The organism is Planomonospora alba, from assembly GCF_039534085.1.
Taxonomy (GTDB): domain Bacteria; phylum Actinomycetota; class Actinomycetes; order Streptosporangiales; family Streptosporangiaceae; genus Planomonospora_B; species Planomonospora_B alba.
This window is the reverse complement of sequence record NZ_BAAAUT010000002.1, coordinates 20252-42817: the sequence shown is the minus strand read 5'-3', so window position 1 is coordinate 42817 and position 22566 is coordinate 20252. Positions and strand designations below refer to the sequence as shown.

Genomic DNA, 22566 nt, shown 5'->3' with positions numbered 1-22566 from the left:
CGACCAACATGCCGAAACGATGGCGACCATCCTTTCATCAGGGTAGCGACCAGAACGCCACCGATACGGCGACCAGGCTGTCAGGAGGCAGCAGGTCATGCCATTCTGATCCGGTGTCCAACAGTGTTCAGACTCCTCTCGGGAAGGTCCTCCCGCGGCGTGCGGAGCAGGCCGTGGAAGAGGCGCTGTCCGATACCCGCGTCGTCCTCGTCGCGGGTGCGAGGCAGTGCGGCAAGAGCACGCTGGTCCGCCTGCTCGCCAAAGGCAGGGCGGGGGAGTGGCGCAACCTCGACACCCCGGCCGTCCGGCAGGCGGCGATGGCCGATCCCGCAGGGTTCGTCGACTTCTCCGACCTGATGGTGATCGACGAGATCCAGCGGGCGCCCGGCCTGTTCCTCGCGATCAAGGAGCAGGTGGACACGGATCCTCGGCCCGGCCGTTACCTGCTGACCGGATCGGCGCGGGTCCTCGGGCTCCGAGCGCTCCCTGACGCACTGCCCGGCCGGATGGAGACCATCGAGCTCTGGCCGTTCTCGCAGGGGGAGATCGACGGTGCGGCCGACGGTTTCGTGGACGCGGTCTTCGCCGAAGGGGAGAGCCTGCACCACGTGTCGGAGACCGGCCGCGCCGAGTACGCCGAACGGGTGGTCCGGGGCGGATTCCCTGAAGCGGTCGCACGGTCGAACCCGCGCAGGCGTGAGCGCTTCTTCGACTCGTACGTCGGAGACCTCATCGCTCGGGACGTCAGTCAGTTGTCGGAGATCGAACGGACGGCGGAGATGCGGGCGCTGGTGCGGCTGCTGGCCGCACGCTCCGGCCAGTTGCTGGTCCCGGCCGCGCTGGGCAACGAGGTCGGCCTGTCGGCGAGCACCGTCCACCGCTATCTGGGCCTGCTGGAGGAAGTGTTCCTGATCAAGCGGATCCCCGCCTGGTCACGCAACCTCAGCAGCCGTGCGGTGGGCACGCCCAAGGTCGCCTTCGTCGACTCCGGGGTCGCGGCGAACCTCCTGGGCGCGGACGCCCGGAGCCTGCTCCGTCCCGGGGGCGTCTTCGGCCCGCTCCTGGAGGGCTTCGTCCTCATGGAGCTGGCCCGCCAGCTCACCTGGTCGCGGGAGCGCGTGGAGCTCTTCCACTACCGGACCAAGGACAAGGTCGAGGTGGACGCCGTTCTGGAGAACCGGCAAGGGCGCGTGGTCGGCGTCGAGGTGAAGGCGTCGTCCACGGTCCGGCCGGACGACTTCAAGGGACTGCGTCACCTGGCGGACCGCCTCGGCGACGACTTCGTCGCCGGTGTCGTCCTCTACACCGGCGCGCAGACGCTCCCGTTCGGGGAGCACCTGCGCGCCATGCCGGTGAGCGCCCTGTGGGAGACGGCTCCCCCGGAATGAAGGATCGTCACCGGCCGGGGCCGAGGCGATCACCGGCGGGCACGAGCGGATCGGGACGTCAGCCGGCCGGTTCCCCGGCCGGTGCCGTCGCCCCCCGCGCGGCCGGAAAAACCGATTGCCCGGGCGCGACCCGGCGCGCAGGATCCCCTCGTGATCTCCCAACGAGGTGGACGCCGGCGCGCGGATGCCTCCCGCCCGCAATGAGGACCGTCGTGGACCATGCCATACGTGACTACGCTCCGGCGGACGAGGGTTCCTGGCTGCGCTGCCGGGTGCTCTCCTTCCTGGGGACCGCCTACTTCGACGACGTCATAAAGAGCAAGCCCGCCATCCCCGCCCCCGGATTCCAGCTGGTCGCGACCGGGACCGGAGGGGGCGTCACGGGGATCATGGATGTCACCGTCGACGGTGATCTGGCGACCATCGACACCGCCGCCGTGCATCCCGACCACCAGCACCGGGGCATCGGCCGCGCCCTGCTCTCCGAGACCCGCACCCGTCTGGGCCTGCTCGGCGTGCCGGCGCTGGACGCCTGGACCCGTGACGATCCGGACACCCTGCGCTGGTACCGGTCGATGGGCTTCACCGAGAGGGAGCACTACCTCCATGTCTACGCCGACCACTACACCGATCCCGCCGAGCCGGGCAGGGCCGTCGGCGAGAGGCTGCCCCGGCTGCGGCCGGTGAAGGTCTTCCTCCACGCCGACCTGGGAGACGAGCGGGCGATGCGCGAGCGGTTCGCCCGCGTGCACGTCTGCCGCCGCTTCGTGCTGGACCTCTGATCCGCTCCCGGTGTCCCCGTCCGCGGCGTCGCAGCCACGGCGAGCGCCGTGTCCCGCGGACGGTCGGGCTACGGCCGGGTGCGGCGGAGGCGGGCGTAGACGAGGGCGCCGGCGGCCGACCACAGGAGGGTCGCGGCCGAGACCGGGAGCAGGACCGCGTCGAGGGTGCCCGCGTTGGCGGCGCGCATCCACGGCATGATCGGTACGGCGAAGCCGCCGGCCGGGGTGAGGCTGAGCAGCAGCAGGCCGAGATAGCCGCCGAACAGCGCCAGCATCGACGCCGCGGGGGAGGGCAGGACCGGCCTGCTGGTCAGCGCGCCCAGCGCGGTCCCGGCGCTCAGGCCGAGCAGGTGCAGCACGGCTCCCCGGGCGAGGTCGCCGGCGGAGGGCGGGGCGGCGAAGCCGTGCAGCAGCGGGAAGACGACCGCGAGGGCGGCCAGGGCGAGGTTGACGGCCAGCGCGGCGAGCAGCCCGGCGCCGATCTCCCCGCGGCGGCTCCCGGCCGCCGTCATCGAGATCAGCCGCTGGGCGGCGGGCTCGGTGTCGAGCAGGCCCCGGGCGGCCCAGGCGAAGACGACGATCAGCAGCCCCGCCGAGTCGGCGTAGGAGGCCAGCTGCTTGCCCTCGGGCACCGCCGTCGAGTAGAAGATCAACATCATCGTGAACAGCCCGATCACCGGCTGGAGCAGCCGGTGGGAGCGGGCGTAGGCGGCCAGCTTGAACCGGGTGAGGCGGATCACGGGGCACTCCGGGTCCGGCGAAGGGGCATGGGTCCTCCTGTGGCTCGGTTCTCCTGCCGGACGGGCTCTCCGGTGACCGGCACGGTCAGCGGATCCGCCGGGTGGTGTGTCCGTCGGCGCGGAGCTTCTGCTCGACCTCGTCGGCCTCGGCGGCGTCCACGACCACCTCGATGACCGCCCGGCGCGCCCGGTCGCCGTCCCGCACGGTGACGGTGCCGTCCGCGACCAGCCAGTGCGCGGCGCCGGGGAACTCCCTCAGCTGGTTCTGGTGGTCGCTGACCACGACCGCGCCGCCGTCGGCGGCGACCTCGCCGATGATCGCGGGGAGTTCGGCGCGGGTCTGCTCGTCGAGACCGGCGAAGGGCTCGTCGAGGATGAGCAGGCCGGGCGGGGCCAGCAGCGCCTGGATCAGGCCGACCTTCTGCGCGCTGCCCTTGGACAGGTCGCCGAGGGGCTGGTCGAGCAGGTGCGCCGCGTTCAGCCGCTCGGCGAGCGCCGTACCGGCCGAGGACGGGACCCGGCGGATCCGGGCGAGGTGGGCGAGGTAGGCCGAGACGGTGAACGGCTGGTCCGCGGGGAACACGTCGGGGGCGTAGCCGACGACGTGCGGCCGTCCGGTGACCGAGCCCCGGGAGGCCGGCACGATCCCGGCCAGCAGGCGCAGGAGGGTGGACTTCCCCGCCCCGTTGCGCCCGGTGACCTCGGCGACGGTCCCGGGGGCGAGGGAGAGCCCGACGTCCCGCAGGATCCAGGGGCCGCGGCGGGAGTAGCGGAAGGACACGTCGGACAGGCGCATAGGTCCGTCACCCTATCTCCGCCGCTCGCCTTTCGGCCGGTGTCCCTCCAGAATGGGGGGCCGGACGAGAATTCCATATGCGCAGACATTCACGCGGACGGAAAGGATGCGGGGTTGAACCGCTTTCCACGGGTGCTGGGCGTGCGTTACGGATATGACCCGGACCAGGTGGACGAGCTGATCCGCCGGATCGAGGGCACCCTGGGCAGGGGAGAGCCGGCCGGCGGGCCGATCACCGCCGACGAGATCCGCGACGCCCGCTTCCGCACGAAACTGGGCGGATACAACGAGACCGCGGTGGACTACGCGCTGGACGCCTTCATCGTGGCGGTCGAGGCGCTCACGGGCGTCCCCGCCGGACCGGGGCCCGAGGCTCGGGCAGGAGAGGGCTCCGGCGCCCGCGTCACGCCGGGTCCGGGTGCTCCGGCCGGAGCGGTTCCGGACGTGGAGCCCGCGCGGGACGCCCCCGTTCCTCCCCCGGACGCTCCGGCCGGAGCGGGGGTGGGCGCGGAGCCCGCGCGGGACGCCGTCGCCGTCCCGGAGCGCCGGCCCGCCCCCGGGGCGCGGCCCGCCGCGGAGGCGGAGGCCGTACCCCCGGACGCCCCGCCCGCCGGGGCGGCGGCCAGGCCGCTCCGCGTCCCGGACCCCGCCGCGCCGCGGCAGGAGCGGGTGGTCCTTTCCGCGGAGGAGGAGGCGCTGCGGGTCGAGCGGGTGGCCTTCCGGCCGGGGCGGCTGGGCATGGGCTACGACGAGGAGGAGGTGGACGTCTTCCTCGACCGCGTCGCCGCCACGCTGCGCGGGACCGCCGACCAGCCCCTGACCGCCGCCGACGTGCGCGAGGCCAGGTTCGGCACCGTGATATTCCGGCCCGGATACGCGGTGAGCCAGGTGGACGCGTTCCTCAACGAGGTGGCCGAGGTCCTGGAGCGCCGGCTGGGCGGCTGAGGGCCGCGCGCCGCCGGGAGACCGGGGCGGGGACCGGCCGCCCGGCGCCGCGGGGGAGCGTCAGCGGGTGCCCCAGGAGTAGGTCTGCTTGTGGAGCTTCAGGTAGACGAAGGTCTCGGTCGCGCGGACGGTCGGGATGGCGCGGATCTTGCCGAGGATCTCCAGCAGGTGCTGGTCGCCCTCGCACACCACCTCGACCATGATGTCGACGGACCCGGCGGTCAGCACGACGTAGTCGATCTCCTTGATCGCCGCGAGCTCGTCGGCCACCGTCTCCAGGTCGCCCTCGCACTTGATGCCGATCATGGCCTGGCGGGGGAAGCCGAGGGTCAGCGGGTCGGTGACCGCGACGATCTGCATCACGCCCGCGTCGAGCAGGCGCTGGACCCGCTGGCGGACCGCGGCCTCGGACAGGCCCACGGCCTTGCCGATCGCCGCGTACGGCTTGCGCCCGTCGCTCTGCAGCTGTTCGATGATCTGCTTGGAGATGTCGTCGAGGACGACGGAGGCGGGCCTGCCGTCGTTGTCGCGGCGGGCCTTGGGCGGGGTGCTCATCCGGGCCTCCCTATCGTCCTGTCGTCGCGTTCCGGGGGCGTTTCCGCCGTGTCACGGATACGGTCATGCTGCCGGTCCGGTGCGACATGTTGTCAGTTATCCGCCTTCTGTCAAGCGATTTCGTAGCAATTTGGTATCTTCGCAACGAAATCGCTTGTCCGTGCCCCTTCTCTCTGTAAGAGTCGCGGCAACTCAGCCCCCTTCACAGGAGGTCAACGGTGACCACCCGTCTGCAGAACTACGTCAACGGTGAGTTCGTGGACGCCAAGAGCGGCCGCTTCTCCGACGTCGTCGATCCGTGTACCGGGGAGGCCTACCTCCAGGCGCCGGTCTCCGGAGCGGAGGACGTCGATGCAGCCTACGCCGCCGCGGCGGCCGCGTTCGAGTCGTGGGGGCAGACCACCCCGGGTGAGCGCGCCGGCCTGCTGCTCAAGATCGCCGACGCGATCGAGGCGCGGGCCGACGAGCTGAACGAGGCCGAGTGCCGCAACACCGGCAAGCCGCGGGCCCGCATGGCCGAGGACGAGACCCCGGTCGCCGCCGACCACTTCCGGTTCTTCGCCGGCGCCGTGCGCACCCTGGAGGGGCCGACCTCCGGCGAGTTCCTCGCCGACCACACCTCCGTCATCCGGCACGAGCCGATCGGCGTCGTGGGGCAGGTCACGCCCTGGAACTACCCGCTGATGATGGCCGTGTGGAAGATCGCCCCCGCGCTCGCGGCCGGCAACACCGTCGTGCTCAAGCCGTCCGACACCACCCCGGTCTCCACCCTCAAGCTGGCGGAGATCATCGGGGGGATCCTGCCGAAGGGCGTCTTCAACGTGGTCGCCGGCGACCGGGAGACCGGGGCCCTGGTGGTCGGCCACCCGGCCGCGCAGATGGTCGCGATCACCGGCTCGGTCGGCGCGGGCATGTCCGTGGCCAGGACCGCCGCCGACGACCTCAAGCGGGTCCACCTGGAGCTCGGCGGCAAGGCCCCGGTCATCGTCTTCGACGACGTCAGGGACCTGAAGGCCGCCGCGGAGTCCATCGCCACGGCGGGCCTGTACAACGCCGGGCAGGACTGCACCGCCGCCTGCCGCGTGCTGGTCCACGAGGACGTGCACGACGAGTTCGCCGCCGCGCTCGCCGAGGCCGCCGCGAACACCCGGACCGGCGACCTGTCCGACACCGAGGCGCTGTACGGCCCGCTCAACAACGCCGGCCAGCTGGAGCGGGTCGCGGGCTTCTTCGACCGCCTCCCCGGCCACGCCAAGGTCCTCACCGGCGGCCACCGGATCGGTGACCGGGGCTACTTCTTCGCCCCGACCGTGGTGGACGGCCTGGCGCAGGACGACGAGATGGTGCAGAACGAGGTCTTCGGACCGGTCATCACCATCCAGACCTTCTCCGACGAAGCCGACGCGATCGCCAAGGCCAACGGCGTAAAGTACGGTTTGTCTGGTTCAGTGTGGACCTCCGACCACGGCCGGGCGATGCGGGTGTCCAGGCGGCTCGACTTCGGCGTGGTGTGGGTCAACACCCACATCCCGTTCGTCTCCGAGATGCCCCATGGAGGTTTCAAGCACTCCGGCTACGGCAAGGACCTGTCGGTCTTCGGTCTGCACGACTACCTCCGGGTCAAGCACGTCATGCACTACATCGGCGAATAGCCGCGAAACAGAGGGATAAGCCTGGTATGACCGAAACCCAGGCGGGCACGGAGGCGGCGGCGGCCGCCTCCGACGCACCCCAGGTGCCCGCCATCGAGCTCGACGGAGTCGTCAAGGAGTACCTCGCCCACGGTGAGGTCGTCCAGGCGGTCAGGGGAGTCGACCTGACGATCGCCGAAGGGGAGTTCTTCTCGCTCCTGGGCCCCTCCGGCTGCGGCAAGACCACCACCATGCGGATGGTCGCCGGGTTCGAGGAGCCCACCCGCGGCAGCGTCCGGCTGCACGGCCGGGACGTCACCGGCGTCCCCCCGAACAAGCGCGACGTGAACATGGTCTTCCAGTCCTACGCGCTTTTCCCGCACATGAACGTCTGGGAGAACGTCGCCTTCGGGCTGAAGCAGAAGAAGGTCCCGGCGGCCGAGATCACCCGGCGGGTCGGCGAGATGCTGGAGATCGTCGACCTGGCCGGCCGCGAGAAGCGCCGCCCGCGGGAGATGTCCGGCGGCCAGCAGCAGCGGGTGGCCCTGGCCCGGGCGCTGGTCAACCGGCCCCGCGCGCTCCTGCTCGACGAGCCGCTCGGCGCGCTGGACCTCAAGCTCCGCCAGGCCATGCAGATCGAGCTCAAGCGCATCCAGCGCGAGGTCGGCATCACCTTCGTGTACGTCACGCACGACCAGAACGAGGCGCTCACCATGAGCGACCGCATCGCCGTGATGAACGACGGCCGCATCGAGCAGCTCGCCGACCCCCGGGAGATCTACGAGAGGCCCGCCACCGCCTTCGTGGCCGGCTTCATCGGCACCTCCAACCTGCTGCGCGGCACCGTGGAGCGCGTCGAGGCGGGCTCCGCCGTACTGCGGCTGGGGGAGGAGGGCCGGATCCTGGTGGCGGGCGCGCCGCACGGGGCCGGGGACGCGATCGCGGTCACCGTGCGCCCCGAGAAGATCACGATCTCCACCGAGGAGCCGGCGGGGGACGTCAGCGCCGTGCGCGGGACCGTGTGCGAAGTGGTCTATCTCGGGCTGTACAACAGTTACGCGGTCAGCCTCGCCGACGGCGCCGAGGTCACCGTGTTCCAGCAGAACGCGCTCGACAGCACCAGCACGGCGGAGCGCGGTGACTCCGTGTGGCTGTCGTGGCAGCCGCACCACTCGTACGCGATCGGAAGTTGAGAGCCCCCACATGGATCCCCGCACCTCCCCCGCCTTCCTGCGCGGCATGACGCGCAGCCGTGCCGTGACCCGCCGCGAGGCCTTCCGCCTGGCCGGGCTCTCCGCCGCCGGCCTGGCCCTGGCCGCCTGCGGCGTGGAGGGCAAGAAGGCCGCGCCCCCGAAGAAGGACGCCGTCGCCGAGTACTGGGCCTCGAAGAAGAAGAACGGCACCCTGCGCTTCGCCAACTGGCCGCTCTACATCGACAAGGACGGCAAGAAGTACCCGTCGCTGGAGCTGTTCACCGCCGACACCGGCATCCAGGTGACCTACCGCGAGGACATCCAGGAGATGCCCGCCTTCTTCGGCAAGATCCAGCCGCAGCTGGCCGCGGGCAACGACATCGGCTACGACCTGGTGGTCCTGACCAACAGCATCCAGCTCAACCGGCTCATCCAGCTCGGCCACCTGGTCCCGCTCGACCACTCCAGGCTGCCGAACTTCGCCGCCAACGCCGGGGCGCGCTTCAAGAACCCGGTCTGGGACCCGGACAACACCTACACGGTCCCGTGGGCGGGCGGCATCACCGGCATCGCCTACAACCCGAAGTACGTCGACGGGGTCACCGGCATCGAGGACCTGTGGAACCCCAAGTACAAGGGGAAGGTCGGCATGATGCTCGACACCCAGGAGGTGGCGAACTTCGCCATGTTCGCCCAGGGCGTCGACCCGGAGAAGTCCACCGAGGCCGACTGGAGGAAGGCCGCGGCCAAGCTCCAGCAGCAGCGCGACGCGGGCCTGGTCCGCAAGTACTACGAGAGCGACTACATCGACGCGCTGGTCCGCGGCGACATCTGGATCTGCATGGCCTGGTCGGGCGACGTCTTCCAGCAGGTCGCCGAGGGCAAGGACCTGAGGTTCGTGGTGCCCGAGGAGGGCGGCACGATCTGGACCGACAACATGTGCATCCCCAAGACCGCGCGGAACCCGGTGGACGCGCTGACGCTGATGGACTACGTCTACCAGCCCCAGATCGCCGCGATGCTGGTGGAGTACATCAACTACATCGCCCCGGTCCCCGCCACCAAGGACCTCCTGGCGGCCAAGGCCGCCAAGGAGAAGGGCGAGGACAAGGAGTTCCTGGAGCAGGTCGCCTCCAGCCCGATGATCTTCCCCTCCGACGCCGACATGGCCAGGCTCCGCTCGTACAAGGTGCTGAGCACGGCGGAGGAGAAGGTCTTCGAGGACATCTTCCAGCCCATCACCCAGGGCTGAGGGGCGGCGATGGAGCGGACCCGACGCGGGCCCGGGCGGACCCGCGCAGCGCACCGGGGGAGGTGCCGGTGCGGCGCCTGACCCCCTACCTGCTCGTGCTGCCCGGAGGCCTCTGGCTGGCGATCTTCCTGGTGGTGCCGATGGTCTTCATGGCCTCGGTCTCCACCCAGGAGGGCGACGTGGTCAACGGCTTCGTCCAGACGTTCAACGTCGGCGTCTACGGCGACGTCCTGACCCAGTACGGCGTGCAGTTCCTGCGCTCGGCGGGGTACGGCCTGGCCGCCACGGCCGTCGCCGTCCTGCTGGCCTACCCGGTGGCCTACTGGATCGCCTTCCGGGGCGGCTCCCGCAAGTCCACCTACCTGCTGCTGGTGCTGCTGCCGTTCTTCGTCTCGTTCGTGCTGCGCACGGTGTCGTGGAAGTTCCTGCTCGCCGACGACGGCATCGTGCTGGCGCCGCTGAAGTCGGCGGGCCTGCTCCCGGAGGACTTCCACATCCTGCAGACGACCGGCGCGGTGATCGGCGGCCTGGTCTACAACTACCTGCCGTTCATGATCCTGCCGATCTACGTGGCGCTGGAGCGGGTGGACCCCCGGACGGTGGAGGCCGCGCAGGACCTGTACGCCTCCCCGCGCACGGCGTTCATGAGGATCGTGCTGCCGCTCTCGCTGCCGGGCGTGTTCGCCGGGGTGCTGATGACGTTCGTCCCGATGACCGCGGACTACGTCAACGCCGCGATCCTCGGCGGCCCGGAGAACACGATGATCGGCAACATCATCCAGACCGAGTACCTCGTCAACAACGACTACCCCGCCGCCGCGGCGCTGTCGTTCACGCTGATGGCGGCGATGCTGGTCGGCATCTTCGCCTACGCCAGGGCGCTCGGCACCGAGAACGTGCTGGAGGCGGCGGCCCGATGAGGAGCGGTGATCGATCGTGAGCGCCCTGACCGCCGCCGCGCGGAGCACGCGGGCGCCCGCGCGGCCCTCCCGGGGCCGGTGGGCGGACCGGCTGCTGCGGGCCTACGTCTGGCTGGTCATCGCCTGGCTGGTCCTGCCGATCGCGGTGATGATCGTCTTCGGCTTCAACGACACGCAGAGCAAGTCCAACGTGAGCTGGCAGGGCTTCACCCTCAAGTGGTGGGGCCGGCTGGACGAGTACCCCGACCTGGTCACCGCGGTGCGGAACTCGCTGCTGATCGCGGTGCTCAGCGTGCTCGTCACCACGGTGCTCGGCACGCTCATGGGCCTGGCCCTGGGCCGCCACCGCTTCCGCGGGCAGGGCGTGACCAACCTGGTGATATTCGCCGCCGTCTCCTCGCCGGAGCTCGTCATGGGCGCCTCGCTGCTGTCGCTGTTCATCAGCACCGGCGTGCAGACGGGCTTCGCGACCGTGGTCGTGGCGCACGTGCTGTTCTCGCTGTCGTTCGTGGCGATCACCGTGCGGGCCCGGGTGATCGGCCTCGACCCCTCGATCGAGGAGGCCGCCCGCGACCTGGGCGCCTCCGCCTGGACGACGTTCTGGCGGATCACCTTCCCGATGATCCTGCCCGGCGTGGTCGCGGGCGCGCTGCTCGCCTTCGCGCTCTCCATCGACGACTTCGTCATCACCCAGTTCACCAGCGGCCCGACCCAGACGTTCCCGCTGTGGATCTGGGGCGCGACCCGGATCGGCGTGCCGCCGCAGGTCAACGTCATCGGCACGCTCATCTTCGCGGTGGGTGTCGCGGTCGCCGCGGTCAACGCGGTCACCGCGCGCCGCCGCCCCACCTAGCCGCCGCACGGCCCCGGCATCCGGAAAGGGAGGTGAGACCGCGTTCAGGCGGGGGGAACCCGCGTGCGGTCCTCCGGGACCGCACGACAACCACATACAGAACCGACTCACCGTAGGGAAGTGAGACTGTGGATCCGCTGAAGGCCCTTGCTGATGCGGAGCGCACGCCGTACTGGCTGGACAGTCCGGCGAAACCCGAGCCGCGACCGCGGCTCTTCGGAGACACCACCGCCGACCTGGCGGTGGTCGGCGGAGGCTTCTCGGGGCTGTGGACCGCCCTGATGGCCAAGGAGCGCGACCCCTCCCTCGACGTGGTCCTGCTGGAGGGGCGCAGGATCGGCTGGGCGGCGACCGGCCGCAACGGCGGGTTCGCGATGGCGACCCTCACCCACGGGATCGCCAACGGACTGGAGCGCTGGCCCGAGGAGATCGCGACCCTGGAGCACCTGGGACTGCGCAACCTCGACGAGATCGGGGAGACCGTCGCCAGATACGGCATCGACTGCGGCTACGAGCGCACCGGCGAGCTGCACGTGGCCACCGAGCCCTGGCAGCTGGAGGAGATGCACCGCAACGCCGAGATCGCCGGCGAGATGGGCGTGCGGTTCGACGTGATGGACGCCGCCCAGGTCAGGGCGGAGGTGGACTCGCCCACCTACGTCGGCGGCATGTGGGAGCGCGACGGCTGCGCGATGGTCGACCCCGCCGCCCTGGCGTGGGGCCTGCGCCGGGCCTGCCTGGAGCTGGGCGTGCGCATCCACGAGCGCACCCCGGTCCGCCACATGCGGGACACCCCGGCGGCGATGGAGCTGCTGACCCCGCACGGCAGGGTCCGGGCCCGCCGGGTCGCCCTCGGCACCGGCGTCTTCCCGCCGCTGCTGCGGCGGCTGAAGTACTTCCTGGTCCCGGTCTACGACTACGCCCTGGTCACCGAGCCGCTCACGGCCGACCAGCTGGCCTCGGTCGGCTGGCGCAACCGGCAGGGCGTCGGGGACTCGGCCAACCGGTTCCACTACTACCGGCTGACCCCCGACGACCGCATCCTGTGGGGCGGCTACGACGCGGTCTACTACAACGGCGGCCGGATGCGGCCGGAGTACGAGCAGCGCGACGCGACCTTCGCCACGCTCGCCGAGCACTTCTTCACCACCTTCCCCCAGCTGTCCGGGGTGCGCTTCACCCACCGGTGGGGCGGCGTCATCGACACCTGCAGCCGGTTCAGCGCCTTCTACGGGCGCTCGCACGGCGGGCGCGTCGCCTACGCCGTCGGCTACACCGGCATGGGCGTCGGCGCGACCCGCTTCGGGGCCGGCGTCATGCTCGACCTGCTGGACGGCCGGCGGACCGAGCGGACCGCGCTGCGGATGGTCAGGGAGAAACCGCTGCCCTTCCCGCCCGAGCCGGTCCGCTCGGCCGGGATCCAGATGACCCGCTGGTCGATCGCCCAGGCCGACCTCAACCAGGGCCGCCGCAACCTCTGGCTGCGGACCCTGGACCGGATGGGCCTCGGCTTCGACTCCTGACCCGACCTCCGGGACCCGTACGGCTCGCGTCCGCGGCGCGGGCCGTACAGACTTGGAGGATGACCGAGAGGGTGGAGTTCACCGCCGACGGCATCACGCTCGTCGGCGACCTGCGCGTCCCGGAGGGGGCCGGCCCGCACCCGGCGCTGGTCCTCACCGGGCCGTTCACCGGCACCCGCGACCAGGTGACCGGGCGCTACGCCGCCCGGCTGGCCGAGGCGGGATACGTGACGCTGGCCTTCGACCACCGCACCTGGGGCGAGTCGGGCGGGAGCCCGCGCTGCGACGAGGACCCCCAGGGCAAACTGCGCGACCTGCGGGCCGCCGTCTCCCTGCTGCGCGCCCGGCCCGAGGCGGACGGCGCCCGGATCGGCGCGGTCGGCATCTGCCTGGGCGCGGGCTACGCGCTGAAGTTCGCCGCCTTCGACCCCCGGGTGCGGGCCTTCGCCGGGGTCGCGGGGGCCTACAACAACCCCTACGCCATGCTCGCCGGGATGACCCCGGACGGCTACCGGCGGGCGCTGGCCGCCCACACCGAGGTGCTGGAGCGCCAGGACCTCGGCGGGCCTGTGGAGTACCTGCCGGCCGTCGCGGCCGAGGGGGAGGCGGCGATGCCGGGCGACGAGCCGTTCGCCTACTACGGCACCGGGCGCGGCGCCTCCCCGCACTGGCGCAACCAGGTCACCCGGGCGTCGCTCCGCGAGCTGATCACCGTGGACAACATGACCGGCGCCGACTTCCTCGGGCCCAAGCCCGGGCTCGTCGTGCACGGCGTCGTCGACCGGTTCTGCTCCCCGGAGGGCGCCGAGGAGGCCTACAAGCGGATGGACGGGCCCAAGAAGCTCGTCTGGCTGGACGCCCGGCGCCACATCGACCTGTACGACGGCGAGCCGCACGTCACCCAGGCCGTCGAGGCCGTCGCCGCCTTCTTCGCCGAGCACCTCTGACCCGGCCGCCTCGGCCCGGCCCGGCCGCCTCCCGGCACGCCGGGCCGGCGGCGCCCGCCGGAAGGGGCGCCGCCGGGAGGGGAGGACGAGGGCCGTACATCCATCGGTGTACGGCCCGGATGGGTCCGCGCGACGATGTCCCGCGCCGCCGGCGGCGGGATCGTGGGGAGTGTGACCGACCGACGTATCGACGCGCTCGACGTGCTCCGCGGCCTCGCCATCATGGGCACGCTCGGCACCAATATCTGGATCTTCACCAGTCCCGCGGGGCCGGCGGGCGTGCTGGGGGCGCTGGAACAGCCCGGGACCGCGGAGACCCTCCTGCGCTTCCTGACCAACGGCAAGTTCCTGGCCCTGCTCACCCTGCTGTTCGGGGTGGGACTGGAGCTGCAGTACCGCTCGGCGCGGCGCCGGGGCGCGCGCTGGCCCGGCTGGTACCTGTGGCGGGCGGCGCTGCTGCTGGCCGAGGGGCTCCTCCACTACCTGCTGATCTTCGAGTTCGACGTGCTGATGGGTTACGCCGTGACCTCGGTGGTCGTCGCCTACCTGATCGGCCGGAGCGACCGCGTCGTCCGGGCGTGGATCACCGTGCAGGTCGTGGTGGTGACGGCGGGGATCGCCGTGCTCACCGCCGCGCTGCTGACCGTGGAGGACACCGCGGCCGGGGGGACCGGGGCGCCGGGCACGCTGTTCACCGAGGGGAGCTACGCCGACCAGGTGGCCGCCCGCATCGAGTCCTTCGCCCTCTACCGGCTGGAGGCGGTGATCATCGTCCCGACGGGCATCGCGCTGTTCCTGCTCGGCTCGCAGCTGATGCGCGCCGGCGTCTTCGAGGACTCCGCCCGGGGCGCCGCGCTCCGCACCCGGCTCATGGTCCTCGGGTTCGGCGTGGGCGCGCCGCTGAACCTGCTGACCTCCTTCGCCGGGGACGCCTGGTTCCTGGTGGACCGCTACCTGCTGCCGCCGCTGGTCGCCCTGGGCCTGCTCGCCCTGGTCACCGCCGTCGTGCAGCGCATGTCCGGGACGCCGGGGCCGCTGCGGCGCGGCGTGAGGGGCGTCGGCAGGACCGCGCTGAGCTGCTACGTGCTGCAGAACCTGGTGGCCTCGGTGCTGTGCTACGGCTGGGGGCTCGGGCTGGCGGCGCGGCTGGAGTCCCTGCGCCCCTGGTGGACGGTGGCGGCCTGGGCGGGCATCTGCACCCTGTTCACCGTGCTGGCCGCGCTCTGGCTGCGCCGCTTCGAGCGGGGCCCGCTGGAGCTGCTCTGGCAGTGGGCCTACCGGGCGCCGCAGCGGGTGCGGTCCGGGCCGGGGCGCACGCCGGAGCCCGGGCCGGAGCGTGAGACGGCCGCCCGCTGACGCGCCCGCGCGTGCGGCACGGCCGGGCGGACACGACCGATGGGCCTCCGGACGTGGGACGACCGGCCCTGAGCGCGGGGCCTCACGGCCGCCGGGGCGGGGCGATGACCGGGCGCAGGGCGTCCAGCACGGCCGGGTCCTCGATCGTGGAGGGCACGGGCTCGTCGGCGCCCTCGGCCATGCCCCGCATGGTCTTGCGCAGGATCTTGCCCGAACGGGTCTTCGGCAGCGCCGGCACCACGTCCACCCGCTTGAGCGCCGCCACCGCCCCCACCTGCTCGCGGACCGCCCGGACCAGCTCGGCCAGGAGGGTCTCCGGATCGGCGTCCACGCCGCTCTTGAGCACCACGAACCCGCGCGGGACCTGGCCCTTCAGCTCGTCGGCCACCCCGATCACCGCGCACTCCGCCACCGCCGGGTGCGCGGCCAGCACCGCCTCCATCGCGCCCGTCGAGAGGCGGTGCCCGGCCACGTTGATCACGTCGTCGGTGCGGCCCATGACGTACAGGTAGCCGTCCGCGTCCCGGTAGCCGCCGTCGCCGGTCAGGTAGTACCCGGGGAAGGCCGACAGGTAGGACTTCACGTACCGCTCGTCGTCCTGCCAGAGCGTGGGGAACGCGCCGGGCGGCAGCGGGAGCCGGATGCAGATCGCGCCCTCCTCGCCGGGGCCGCACTCCGACCCGTCGGGGCGGAGCACCCGCACGTCGTAGCCGGGTACGGGCACGGTGGGGGAGCCCGGCTTGACCGGCATCGGTTCCAGGCCGCGCAGGTTCGCTGCGACGGGCCAGCCGGTCTCGGTCTGCCACCAGTTGTCGATCACCGGCACGCCGAGCTTGTCGGCCGCCCAGCGGTAGGTGTCCGGGTCCAGCCGCTCCCCGGCCAGGAACAGCGTGCGCAGCGACGAGACATCGTGGGCGGCCAGCTGCCGCGCGTCCGGGTCCTCCCGGCGGATCGCCCGGAACGCGGTCGGCGCGGTGAACAGCACGTTCACCCCGTGCTGGGCGACCACCCGCCAGAACGCGCCCGCGTCCGGCGTGCCCACCGGCTTGCCCTCGTACAGCACGCTCGTCGCGCCGAGCAGCAGCGGGCCGTAGACGATGTAGGAGTGGCCGACCACCCAGCCGACGTCGGAGGCCGCCCAGAACACCTCGCCCGGCCGCACGCCGTAGACGTTGCGCATGCTCCACAGCAGCGCCACCGCGTGGCCGCCGTTGTCGCGGACCACGCCCTTGGGCCGGCCGGTGGTCCCGCTGGTGTACAGGACGTAGAGCGGGTCGGTGGCCCGGACCGGCACGCACGGGACCGGTTCGGCGTTGACCGCGGTCCACTCGACGTCCCGGCCCGCGACGAGCTCGGCCCGGGCCTGCTCGCGCTGGAGGATCACGCAGCGCTCCGGCCGGTGCCCGGCCAGCTCCAGCGCGGCGTCCAGCATCGGCTTGTACGGCACGACGCGGGAGGGCTCGATCCCGCAGGAGGCCGAGACGACGACCTTGGGCCGCGCGTCGTCGATGCGGGCGGCCAGCTCCTTCGGGGCGAACCCGCCGAACACCACCGAGTGCACCGCGCCCAGCCGCGCGCAGGCGAGCATGGCGACCACGGCCTCGGGCACCATCGGCATGTAGATCACGACGCGGTCCCCCCGCTCCACGCCCAGGCCCCGCAGGACCCCGGCGAAGCGGGCGACCAGGCCCAGCAGCCCGGCGTAGGTGATCTTCCGGCACGTCCCGGTGACGGGGCTGTCGTGCACCAGCGCGACCCGGTCGCCGTGCCCGGCCTCGACGTGCCGGTCGAGCGCGTTGAAGCAGGTGTTCAGCTCCCCGTCGGGGAACCACCGGTAGAACGGCGCTGCGCTGTCGTCCAGCACCCGCTTGGGCGGGACGCTCCAGGTGACGGCCTCGGCGGCCTGTCCCCAGAAGCCTTCGGGGTCGGCGATGCTGCGGGCGAAGACATCGGCGTACGGCATGCCGTCATCATGCCCCCGCCGTGCCCGCCCGCCCAGGACCCGTCGACCGGCGGTCGTTTCCGTGCGGCCGCCGGGTCCTGCCTCCGGGGGCCGGGCGGGGCGGACTCCGGGGCCGGGCGGTTCCGGAACCCGCCCCGCCCCGGCCCCGCGTGCGGGACGGGCTCAGACCACCAGCAGGGTCTTGCCGACGACGTCGCGTGCCTCGATCGCGGCGTGCGCGTCGGCGGCCCGCTCCAGCGGGAAGGTCCGCCCGATGACCGGCCGGAGCCGCCCGGTCGCCGCCTCGGCCAGCGCCCGTCCGGTCAGCCGCCGCGCCTCGGCGGGCGGGAACTGCACGTCCCGGATGCCGCGCAGGCGCACCCCCCGCTCCGCCGCCTCCTCCGGGGTGATCTCGGCGAAGCTCCCGGTGGGCGAACCGTGTGCGGAGAACCGGCCGCCGCGGGCCACCGCCCCGAACGCCTCCCGGCCGATCCGCCCGCCGACCCCGTCGTAGACGACGTCGGCTCCGGCGCCGCCGGTCAGTTCGCGCACCCGCTCCGCCCAGCCGGGCGCGGAGGGGTCCAGCACGGCGTCGGCGCCGAGCCCCCGGACCGTCTCCGTCTTCCGCGCGCCGCGGGCGGTGCCGGCGACCCACGCGCCCGCCGCGTGCGCCAGTTGCACCAGCAGCACGCCCATGCCGCCGCTCGCCCCGGTCACCAGCACCCGCTCTCCCGGCCGGACGCGGGCCGCCTCGAACAGGCCCAGCGCGGTGACGCCGTCGTGCGCGAGCGCCGCCGCCTCGCGCAGGTCCACTCCGTCGGGCACCTCGACCAGCGTCTCGGCCGGGACCGCCGCCCGCTCGGCGTAGCCGCCCTCCACCCCGGTCCGGGTGACGACGCGCCGCCCGGACCAGCCGGGGTCCACGCCCTCCCCGACGGCGGCCACCCGCCCGGCGATCCCGCCGCCCGGCACGTACGGCGGGCGCACGCCGAAGTACTCGCCGCCCGCGCCGCTCCTGATCTGCGCCTCGAGGAACAGGGTGTCCACCACGGCCACGTCCACCACGACCTGCCCCGGCCCGGCGACCGGGTCGGGCGCCTCGTGCACGGCCAGCACCTCGGGCCCTCCGAACGCCTTAGCCTCCACCACGCGCATGTGCCTTCTCCCTCCGGCGGTGTCTCCGCTCCGTCGGGAGCATTCTGAAACCTCAACAAGGATTGAGGTCAATTGGAGGAGGCGGCACCGCGCGGCGGGCGGGCTCCGCAGGCCCCGGCGTCCGCGGGCGTCCGGGACCGGGAGCCGGGGCCGGGCCGCGGCGGGAGCCGGGCTCGGGCCGCGGTGGGAGTCGGGCTCGGGCCGCGGTGGGAGCCGGGCTCAGGACGCGGCGGCCGCCGGGGAGGTGAGGACCGTGCCGGAGGTGCCGTCCACGGTGACCTCCTGGCCGGACACGATGCGCTCGGTCGCGTGCGCGACGCCCACGACCGCCGGGATGCCGTACTCGCGGGCGACCACCGCGCCGTGCGAGTTGGCTCCGCCCATCTCCATCACCAGGCCGCCCGCGGTCAGGAACAGCGGGGTCCATCCCGGGTCGGTGGACGGGCAGACCAGGATCTCGCCGGGCTCCAGGCGCGCCCCGACCGGGTCGAGGACCACCCGGGCGACGCCGGTGACGCCGCCCGCCGAGGCCGGGGTGCCGGTCAGCGCGCCGTCCGGGGCGGACAGCGGGCCGGCGACCGCCTCGGGCTCGGTGCCGTCCGACAGGACGATCCGCGGCACGTGCCTGCGCCGCCGCTCGCGCGCGTCCTCCTCGCGCCGCGCGGCGACGAGCGCGCGCAGGGCGCCGGGGCCGGGCTGGGTATCCGGTCCGGGCGGGGCGCCGGCGGGAGCACCGGACGGGCCGCCGGCCAGCGCGGCGCGCACCTCCGGCAGGGTGAGGAAGAACACGTCGCCGGGGGCGTCCAGCACGCCGCGTCCGGCCAGTTCGGCGCCGACGGCGGCCACTTCGGCACGGGCCGCGGCGACCGACGTCACCGCCAGGAACTTGGGGAACTCGCGCAGGCCCGCCAGGGCGCGGGCCCGGCCGAGGGCGAAGCGCACCGCCCGGCCCCGCAGCCCGCCCGCGCGGGCCGCCAGGGTCTCCACCATCGCCTCGGCCTCCGCAGCGCCCCGGGCGAACTGCGCGTCCGGGGCCAGGGCCGGGTCGTCCAGCCGCAGGTAGTTGGCGAGCACGCCGATGACGTGCACCGGGTCGTCCGCCCAGCGCGGCGCGCCCAGGTCGATCTCGGCGACCGCGCGCACGCCGTAGTCGTCCAGGAAGGTCCGCAGGCCCTCCTGGACCACGGCGGGCAGCGTCCCGGCCGCGAAGCGCGCAGCGAGCCCGGCGGCGGGGGAGCCCAGCAGCAGGGAGGCGGCCGCGGCGTCCTCGCGGATCCGGGCGGCCAGATGCCACAGGGCCAGGTCCATCTCGGTGGTCACGTTGCCCGGCAGGCCGCGCAGCACGGTCGGCAGGTCGCCGGGGCGGGCGCGCCGGCCCAGCAGGCGCGCGGCCAGGCCGAGCATGGCGAACCCCGCTCCCGCGCCCGGCGCGATCCGCGGGATCACCGGGAACGTCTCGTCGAGCAGGATGCGCTCGGTCCGGTCGAGGCGGCCGCGCGGATCGGCGTCCGGCGGGGAGGCCAGCCGCGCCCGCAGCTCCGCCTCCACCCGCCGCGCGTGCCGGTGCGCGCTCGGCGGATCCAGCAGCGCCCGCAGCGCGCGCGCCGGGACGCGGTAGCGGCGCCCGATCCGCAGCAGGCGGCGGAGGGCGGGGAGCGGCGAGCGGTGCGTCACGGCGAAGCGGGGGTCGGCGGCCAGCGCGCGCAGGACCACGGCCGAGCGGGCCTCCATCACGTCGAGCACCCGGGGGAAGAGCGCCCGGCCCACCCGGCTGCGCACGATCCCGGTGACGTCGAGGAAGAGCCGCCCGCCGGCCTCGGCGAAGAACGGCGCCCCCGCCGCCGGGTCGGCCGCCCGCCGGCCGTTCATCAGGCGGTCGAAGGAGGCCGACATCAGCCGGAACGCCGACATGCCCATCGGGGTGACCGGCTGGTGGAGCCCCTGGGCGAGGCTGCCGCAGAAGTAGATCCGCGTCCCGTCCGGCCCGGTCCGGTCGCCCGGTCCGCCGTGCCGGGGGACCGGGTAGAGGGTGGTGATCGGGCGCGCCTGGGTCAGCCAGAGGGCGCCGCCGGCGTCGACGGCCCACTCGGTGTCCTGCGGGGCCCCGTAGTGCTCCTCGACCCGGCCGCCCAGCTCGGCCAGGGCCCTGACCTGCTCGTCGGTGAGGCAGAGGCGGTCCGCCTCCTCGCCGTCCGCTCTCTCGACGCGCTCGACGCCGCCGCCGGCGGCCGGCCGTACGGCCAGCCGCTTGCCGCCCGGCCGCCGCCCGGTGATCCGCCCGGTCGCGATGTCCACCGTGAAGCGGTCGGGGTCGACCGCGCCGGAGACCACCGCCTCGCCGAGCCCGGGGGCGGCGTCGATCACCGCCGTGCGCCGCCGCCCGGTGACCGGGTCGGCGGTGAACATCACCCCGGCGACCTCGGCCCGCACCATCTCCTGGATCACGACGGCCAGGCGGACGGACCGGTGGCCGATGCCGTGCCCCGCGCGGTAGACCACGGCCCGGTCGGTCCACAGGGAGGCCCAGCAGCGCCGGACCGCGTCCAGCACCGCCTCCGGGCCGACGACGTTCAGGTAGGTGTCCTGCTGCCCGGCGAAACTGGCGCCGGGCAGGTCCTCGGCGGTGGCGGAGGAGCGGACCGCGACGGGTCCGCGCGCGCTGCGCCGCACGGCCTCGGCGACGTCGTCGGGGACCGGCGCCCCCAGCACGGCGGCGCGGGCGGTCGCGGCCAGGGCGGCCAGGCTCCCGGTGTCGGTGGGGGAGGCCGCCTCCAGCGCGTCGAGCACCGCCTCCAGCGCCCCGGAGCGCTCGGTGACCCGCCGGTAGGCCTCGGTGGTCAGGCAGACGCCGGGCGGGACGGGGAACCCGGCGGCGGTGAGCACGCCGAGGTTGGCGGCCTTGCCTCCGACGAGCGGCAGCATTCCGGGCGCGATGTCCTCGAACGCCAGGACCAGCGGAGTCTCCATGGCACACGCCTCCTCGGCACTCACCCTAGGCCCGCCCCGAGATTAAATCAACAGATGATGAAATACGGGGCGGCCGGCTCGCCGGAGGGGCGCCGGTGGTCCGGAGGGGCCGCCGCGGGGCGCCCCCGCGCCGGGGCGGCGGTGACGGGAGCGGCCGGGGTGCCGCCGGGGTGCCGAGCCCCGGAAATATGAGGAAACGGTCATCCATGGCATAACATGGCATCCGCGTGCGCTGTGAGCGCATGCCTGTCATGACCGCCCGGCGGCCGCCTACCTGAAAGGGGCGGTATCTACCTCGGTCGAAGCCCACCACGACGGTGGCGCTCCCCCGCAGGGCCGGGCGGCGTCCCCGTCTGGAATCTCGACGGAGACGCAAGTGAAGTCCTACCTCGCCGTGCTCGCCTCCCCCGGAGCCTGGAGGTTCCTCGCCCCCGCCCTCCTCGCCCGCCTGCCGTACGCGATGCTGCAGATCGGGATCCTCCTGCTCGTGGAGTGGTCCACCGGCTCGTACGGCGCGGCGGGCATCGCCTCCGCCGCCGCGGCGGTGGCGCAGGCGCTGATCGGCCCGCAGACCGGCCGGCTCGCCGACCGCTACGGCCAGGCGAGGGTGCTCGTCCCGCAGGCCCTGCTGCACGGCCTCGCGCTGGGCGGCCTGCTGGCGCTGGCCGCCGCGCACGCCCCGGCCGCGGTGCTGGTGGCCGTCGCGACGCTGGCCGGCGGCTCGATGCCGCAGGTCGGCTCCATGGTCCGCGCCCGCTGGGCCCACCTGCTCGGCGGCTCCCAGGACCGGCTGAGCACGGCCTTCGCCCTGGAGTCGATCACCGACGAGCTGACCTTCACCGTCGCCCCGGTGCTGCTGGTGGCGCTGTCCACCGGCTTCTCACCCGTCTGGGCCCTGGCCGCCGCCCTGGTCATGGTGGTGACCGGCACGCTGGCGTTCTCCGCGGTCCGCCGGGGCGCCCCCGAGCCGGTGCCGGTCGTGGTCCGCGCCCGGCACGGCGTGCTGCGGATGCGCGGCGTGGCCCTGCTCGCGGCGGCGTTCGTCGCGATCGGCACCGTCTTCGGCAGCCTCCAGGTCGGCATCACCTCGTCGACGGCCGCCCTCGGCCAGGCCGGGGCGGCGGGCGCGGTCTACGGGACGTTCTCCGGCGCCAGCATGGTCGGCGGCCTGCTGTACGGGCTCGTCCGGTGGCGGGCGCGGGCCTCGCACCGGCTCGCGGCCGCCGTCGGCCTGCTCTCCGCGGCGACGGTCGCGCTGGGCTTCGCCGGCTCGCTTCCGGCGCTGTACGGCGCCGCGGCCCTGGCCGGGTTCGTCATCGCCCCCGCGGTGATCACGGGCTACACCCTGGTCGAGCAGCTGGTCCCCACCGAGGTGCGGACCGAGGCGTTCACCTGGCTCAACGGCGCGACCGGCCTGGGCATCGCCACCGGAGCCGCGGTGGCCGGCCAGCTCGTGGACCGGCTCGGCACCGGCTCGGCGTTCCTCGTCCCGCCGGTCACCACCGGCCTGGCCGCCCTGCTGCTGGTGCTGTTCCTGCGCCGCCTGGCGCCCGCGGCGCACGCCTCCCGCGGCCGGGAGCTGGTCACGGCCTCCTGACCGGGGTCCCGGGCGCGCCGGGCT

18 protein-coding genes are annotated in these 22566 nt (G+C 73.6%); 12 read left to right on the top strand and 6 right to left on the bottom strand.

What is annotated here, in order from left to right; translation table 11 throughout:
• Positions 1–173 precede the first annotated feature (173 nt).
• Positions 174–1388 (top strand): ATP-binding protein, encoded by a 1215-nt coding sequence (locus ABD823_RS01210; RefSeq protein ID WP_344854901.1) that lies wholly within the window; start codon positions 174–176, stop codon positions 1386–1388.
• Between the two features lie 212 nt (positions 1389–1600).
• Positions 1601–2170 (top strand): GNAT family N-acetyltransferase, encoded by a 570-nt coding sequence (locus tag ABD823_RS01205; protein ID WP_344854898.1) that lies wholly within the window; start codon positions 1601–1603, stop codon positions 2168–2170.
• A gap of 68 nt (positions 2171–2238) precedes the next feature.
• Here ABD823_RS01205 and ABD823_RS01200 read toward each other — a convergent pair whose 3' ends face one another.
• Together ABD823_RS01200 and ABD823_RS01195 are read right to left on the bottom strand one after the other, a co-directional pair.
• Positions 2239–2910: a hypothetical protein gene (locus tag ABD823_RS01200; protein ID WP_344854896.1), complete on the bottom strand. Its 672-nt coding sequence runs from the start codon at positions 2908–2910 to the stop codon at positions 2239–2241.
• A gap of 85 nt (positions 2911–2995) precedes the next feature.
• Entirely contained in the window at positions 2996–3706 is a 711-nt protein-coding gene (locus ABD823_RS01195; protein ID WP_344854894.1) for an ABC transporter ATP-binding protein, read from the bottom strand.
• A 114-nt stretch (positions 3707–3820) separates the two neighbouring features.
• Here ABD823_RS01195 and ABD823_RS01190 point away from each other — a divergent pair, with 114 nt between their 5' ends.
• On the top strand, positions 3821–4651 hold the full coding sequence (locus ABD823_RS01190) for a DivIVA domain-containing protein (protein WP_344854892.1): 831 nt from the start codon (positions 3821–3823) through the stop codon (positions 4649–4651).
• Positions 4652–4711: 60 nt separating this feature from the next.
• On the opposite strand, the gene ABD823_RS01185 is transcribed toward ABD823_RS01190, so the two are convergent.
• Complete coding sequence (locus tag ABD823_RS01185; RefSeq protein ID WP_344854891.1) at positions 4712–5206, bottom strand: Lrp/AsnC family transcriptional regulator; 495 nt, start codon at positions 5204–5206, stop codon at positions 4712–4714.
• A 218-nt stretch (positions 5207–5424) separates the two neighbouring features.
• Here ABD823_RS01185 and ABD823_RS01180 point away from each other — a divergent pair, with 218 nt between their 5' ends.
• The 8 genes from ABD823_RS01180 to ABD823_RS01145 all read left to right on the top strand — a co-directional run bounded on the left by ABD823_RS01180 (position 5425) and on the right by ABD823_RS01145 (position 14881).
• Positions 5425–6858 (top strand): gamma-aminobutyraldehyde dehydrogenase, encoded by a 1434-nt coding sequence (locus ABD823_RS01180; protein WP_344854889.1) that lies wholly within the window; start codon positions 5425–5427, stop codon positions 6856–6858.
• Positions 6859–6884: 26 nt separating this feature from the next.
• The gene (locus ABD823_RS01175) at positions 6885–8030 is read left to right on the top strand and encodes an ABC transporter ATP-binding protein (protein WP_344854887.1); all 1146 of its coding nucleotides are present in this window, start codon (positions 6885–6887) and stop codon (positions 8028–8030) included.
• Positions 8031–8040: 10 nt separating this feature from the next.
• Positions 8041–9282, top strand: coding sequence for a polyamine ABC transporter substrate-binding protein (locus ABD823_RS01170; RefSeq protein ID WP_344854885.1), 1242 nt, complete (start codon positions 8041–8043; stop codon positions 9280–9282).
• A 68-nt stretch (positions 9283–9350) separates the two neighbouring features.
• On the top strand, positions 9351–10202 hold the full coding sequence (locus ABD823_RS01165) for an ABC transporter permease (RefSeq protein WP_344854883.1): 852 nt from the start codon (positions 9351–9353) through the stop codon (positions 10200–10202).
• A 25-nt stretch (positions 10203–10227) separates the two neighbouring features.
• The gene (locus ABD823_RS01160; RefSeq protein WP_344855265.1) at positions 10228–11055 is read left to right on the top strand and encodes an ABC transporter permease; all 828 of its coding nucleotides are present in this window, start codon (positions 10228–10230) and stop codon (positions 11053–11055) included.
• A gap of 128 nt (positions 11056–11183) precedes the next feature.
• The gene (locus tag ABD823_RS01155; RefSeq protein WP_344854881.1) at positions 11184–12578 is read left to right on the top strand and encodes an NAD(P)/FAD-dependent oxidoreductase; all 1395 of its coding nucleotides are present in this window, start codon (positions 11184–11186) and stop codon (positions 12576–12578) included.
• Positions 12579–12637: 59 nt separating this feature from the next.
• Positions 12638–13525 carry an alpha/beta hydrolase gene (locus ABD823_RS01150; RefSeq protein ID WP_344854879.1) on the top strand — a complete coding sequence of 296 codons (888 nt, stop codon included), beginning with the start codon at positions 12638–12640 and terminating at the stop codon, positions 13523–13525.
• 171 nt (positions 13526–13696) lie between these two features.
• On the top strand, positions 13697–14881 hold the full coding sequence (locus tag ABD823_RS01145) for a DUF418 domain-containing protein (protein WP_344854877.1): 1185 nt from the start codon (positions 13697–13699) through the stop codon (positions 14879–14881).
• 82 nt (positions 14882–14963) lie between these two features.
• Here the strand turns inward: ABD823_RS01145 and ABD823_RS01140 are convergent, their stop codons facing one another.
• The 3 genes from ABD823_RS01140 to ABD823_RS01130 form a co-directional block, all read right to left on the bottom strand.
• Positions 14964–16844, bottom strand: coding sequence for a propionyl-CoA synthetase (locus tag ABD823_RS01140; RefSeq protein ID WP_344854875.1), 1881 nt, complete (start codon positions 16842–16844; stop codon positions 14964–14966).
• A 162-nt stretch (positions 16845–17006) separates the two neighbouring features.
• The gene (locus ABD823_RS01135; protein ID WP_344854873.1) at positions 17007–17978 is read right to left on the bottom strand and encodes a zinc-binding dehydrogenase; all 972 of its coding nucleotides are present in this window, start codon (positions 17976–17978) and stop codon (positions 17007–17009) included.
• Positions 17979–18197: 219 nt separating this feature from the next.
• Positions 18198–20945 carry a PEP/pyruvate-binding domain-containing protein gene (locus tag ABD823_RS01130; protein ID WP_344854870.1) on the bottom strand — a complete coding sequence of 916 codons (2748 nt, stop codon included), beginning with the start codon at positions 20943–20945 and terminating at the stop codon, positions 18198–18200.
• Positions 20946–21321: 376 nt separating this feature from the next.
• Between ABD823_RS01130 and ABD823_RS01125 the strand changes: the two genes are divergently transcribed.
• Positions 21322–22542 carry an MFS transporter gene (locus ABD823_RS01125; protein WP_344854867.1) on the top strand — a complete coding sequence of 407 codons (1221 nt, stop codon included), beginning with the start codon at positions 21322–21324 and terminating at the stop codon, positions 22540–22542.
• Positions 22543–22566 lie beyond the last annotated feature (24 nt).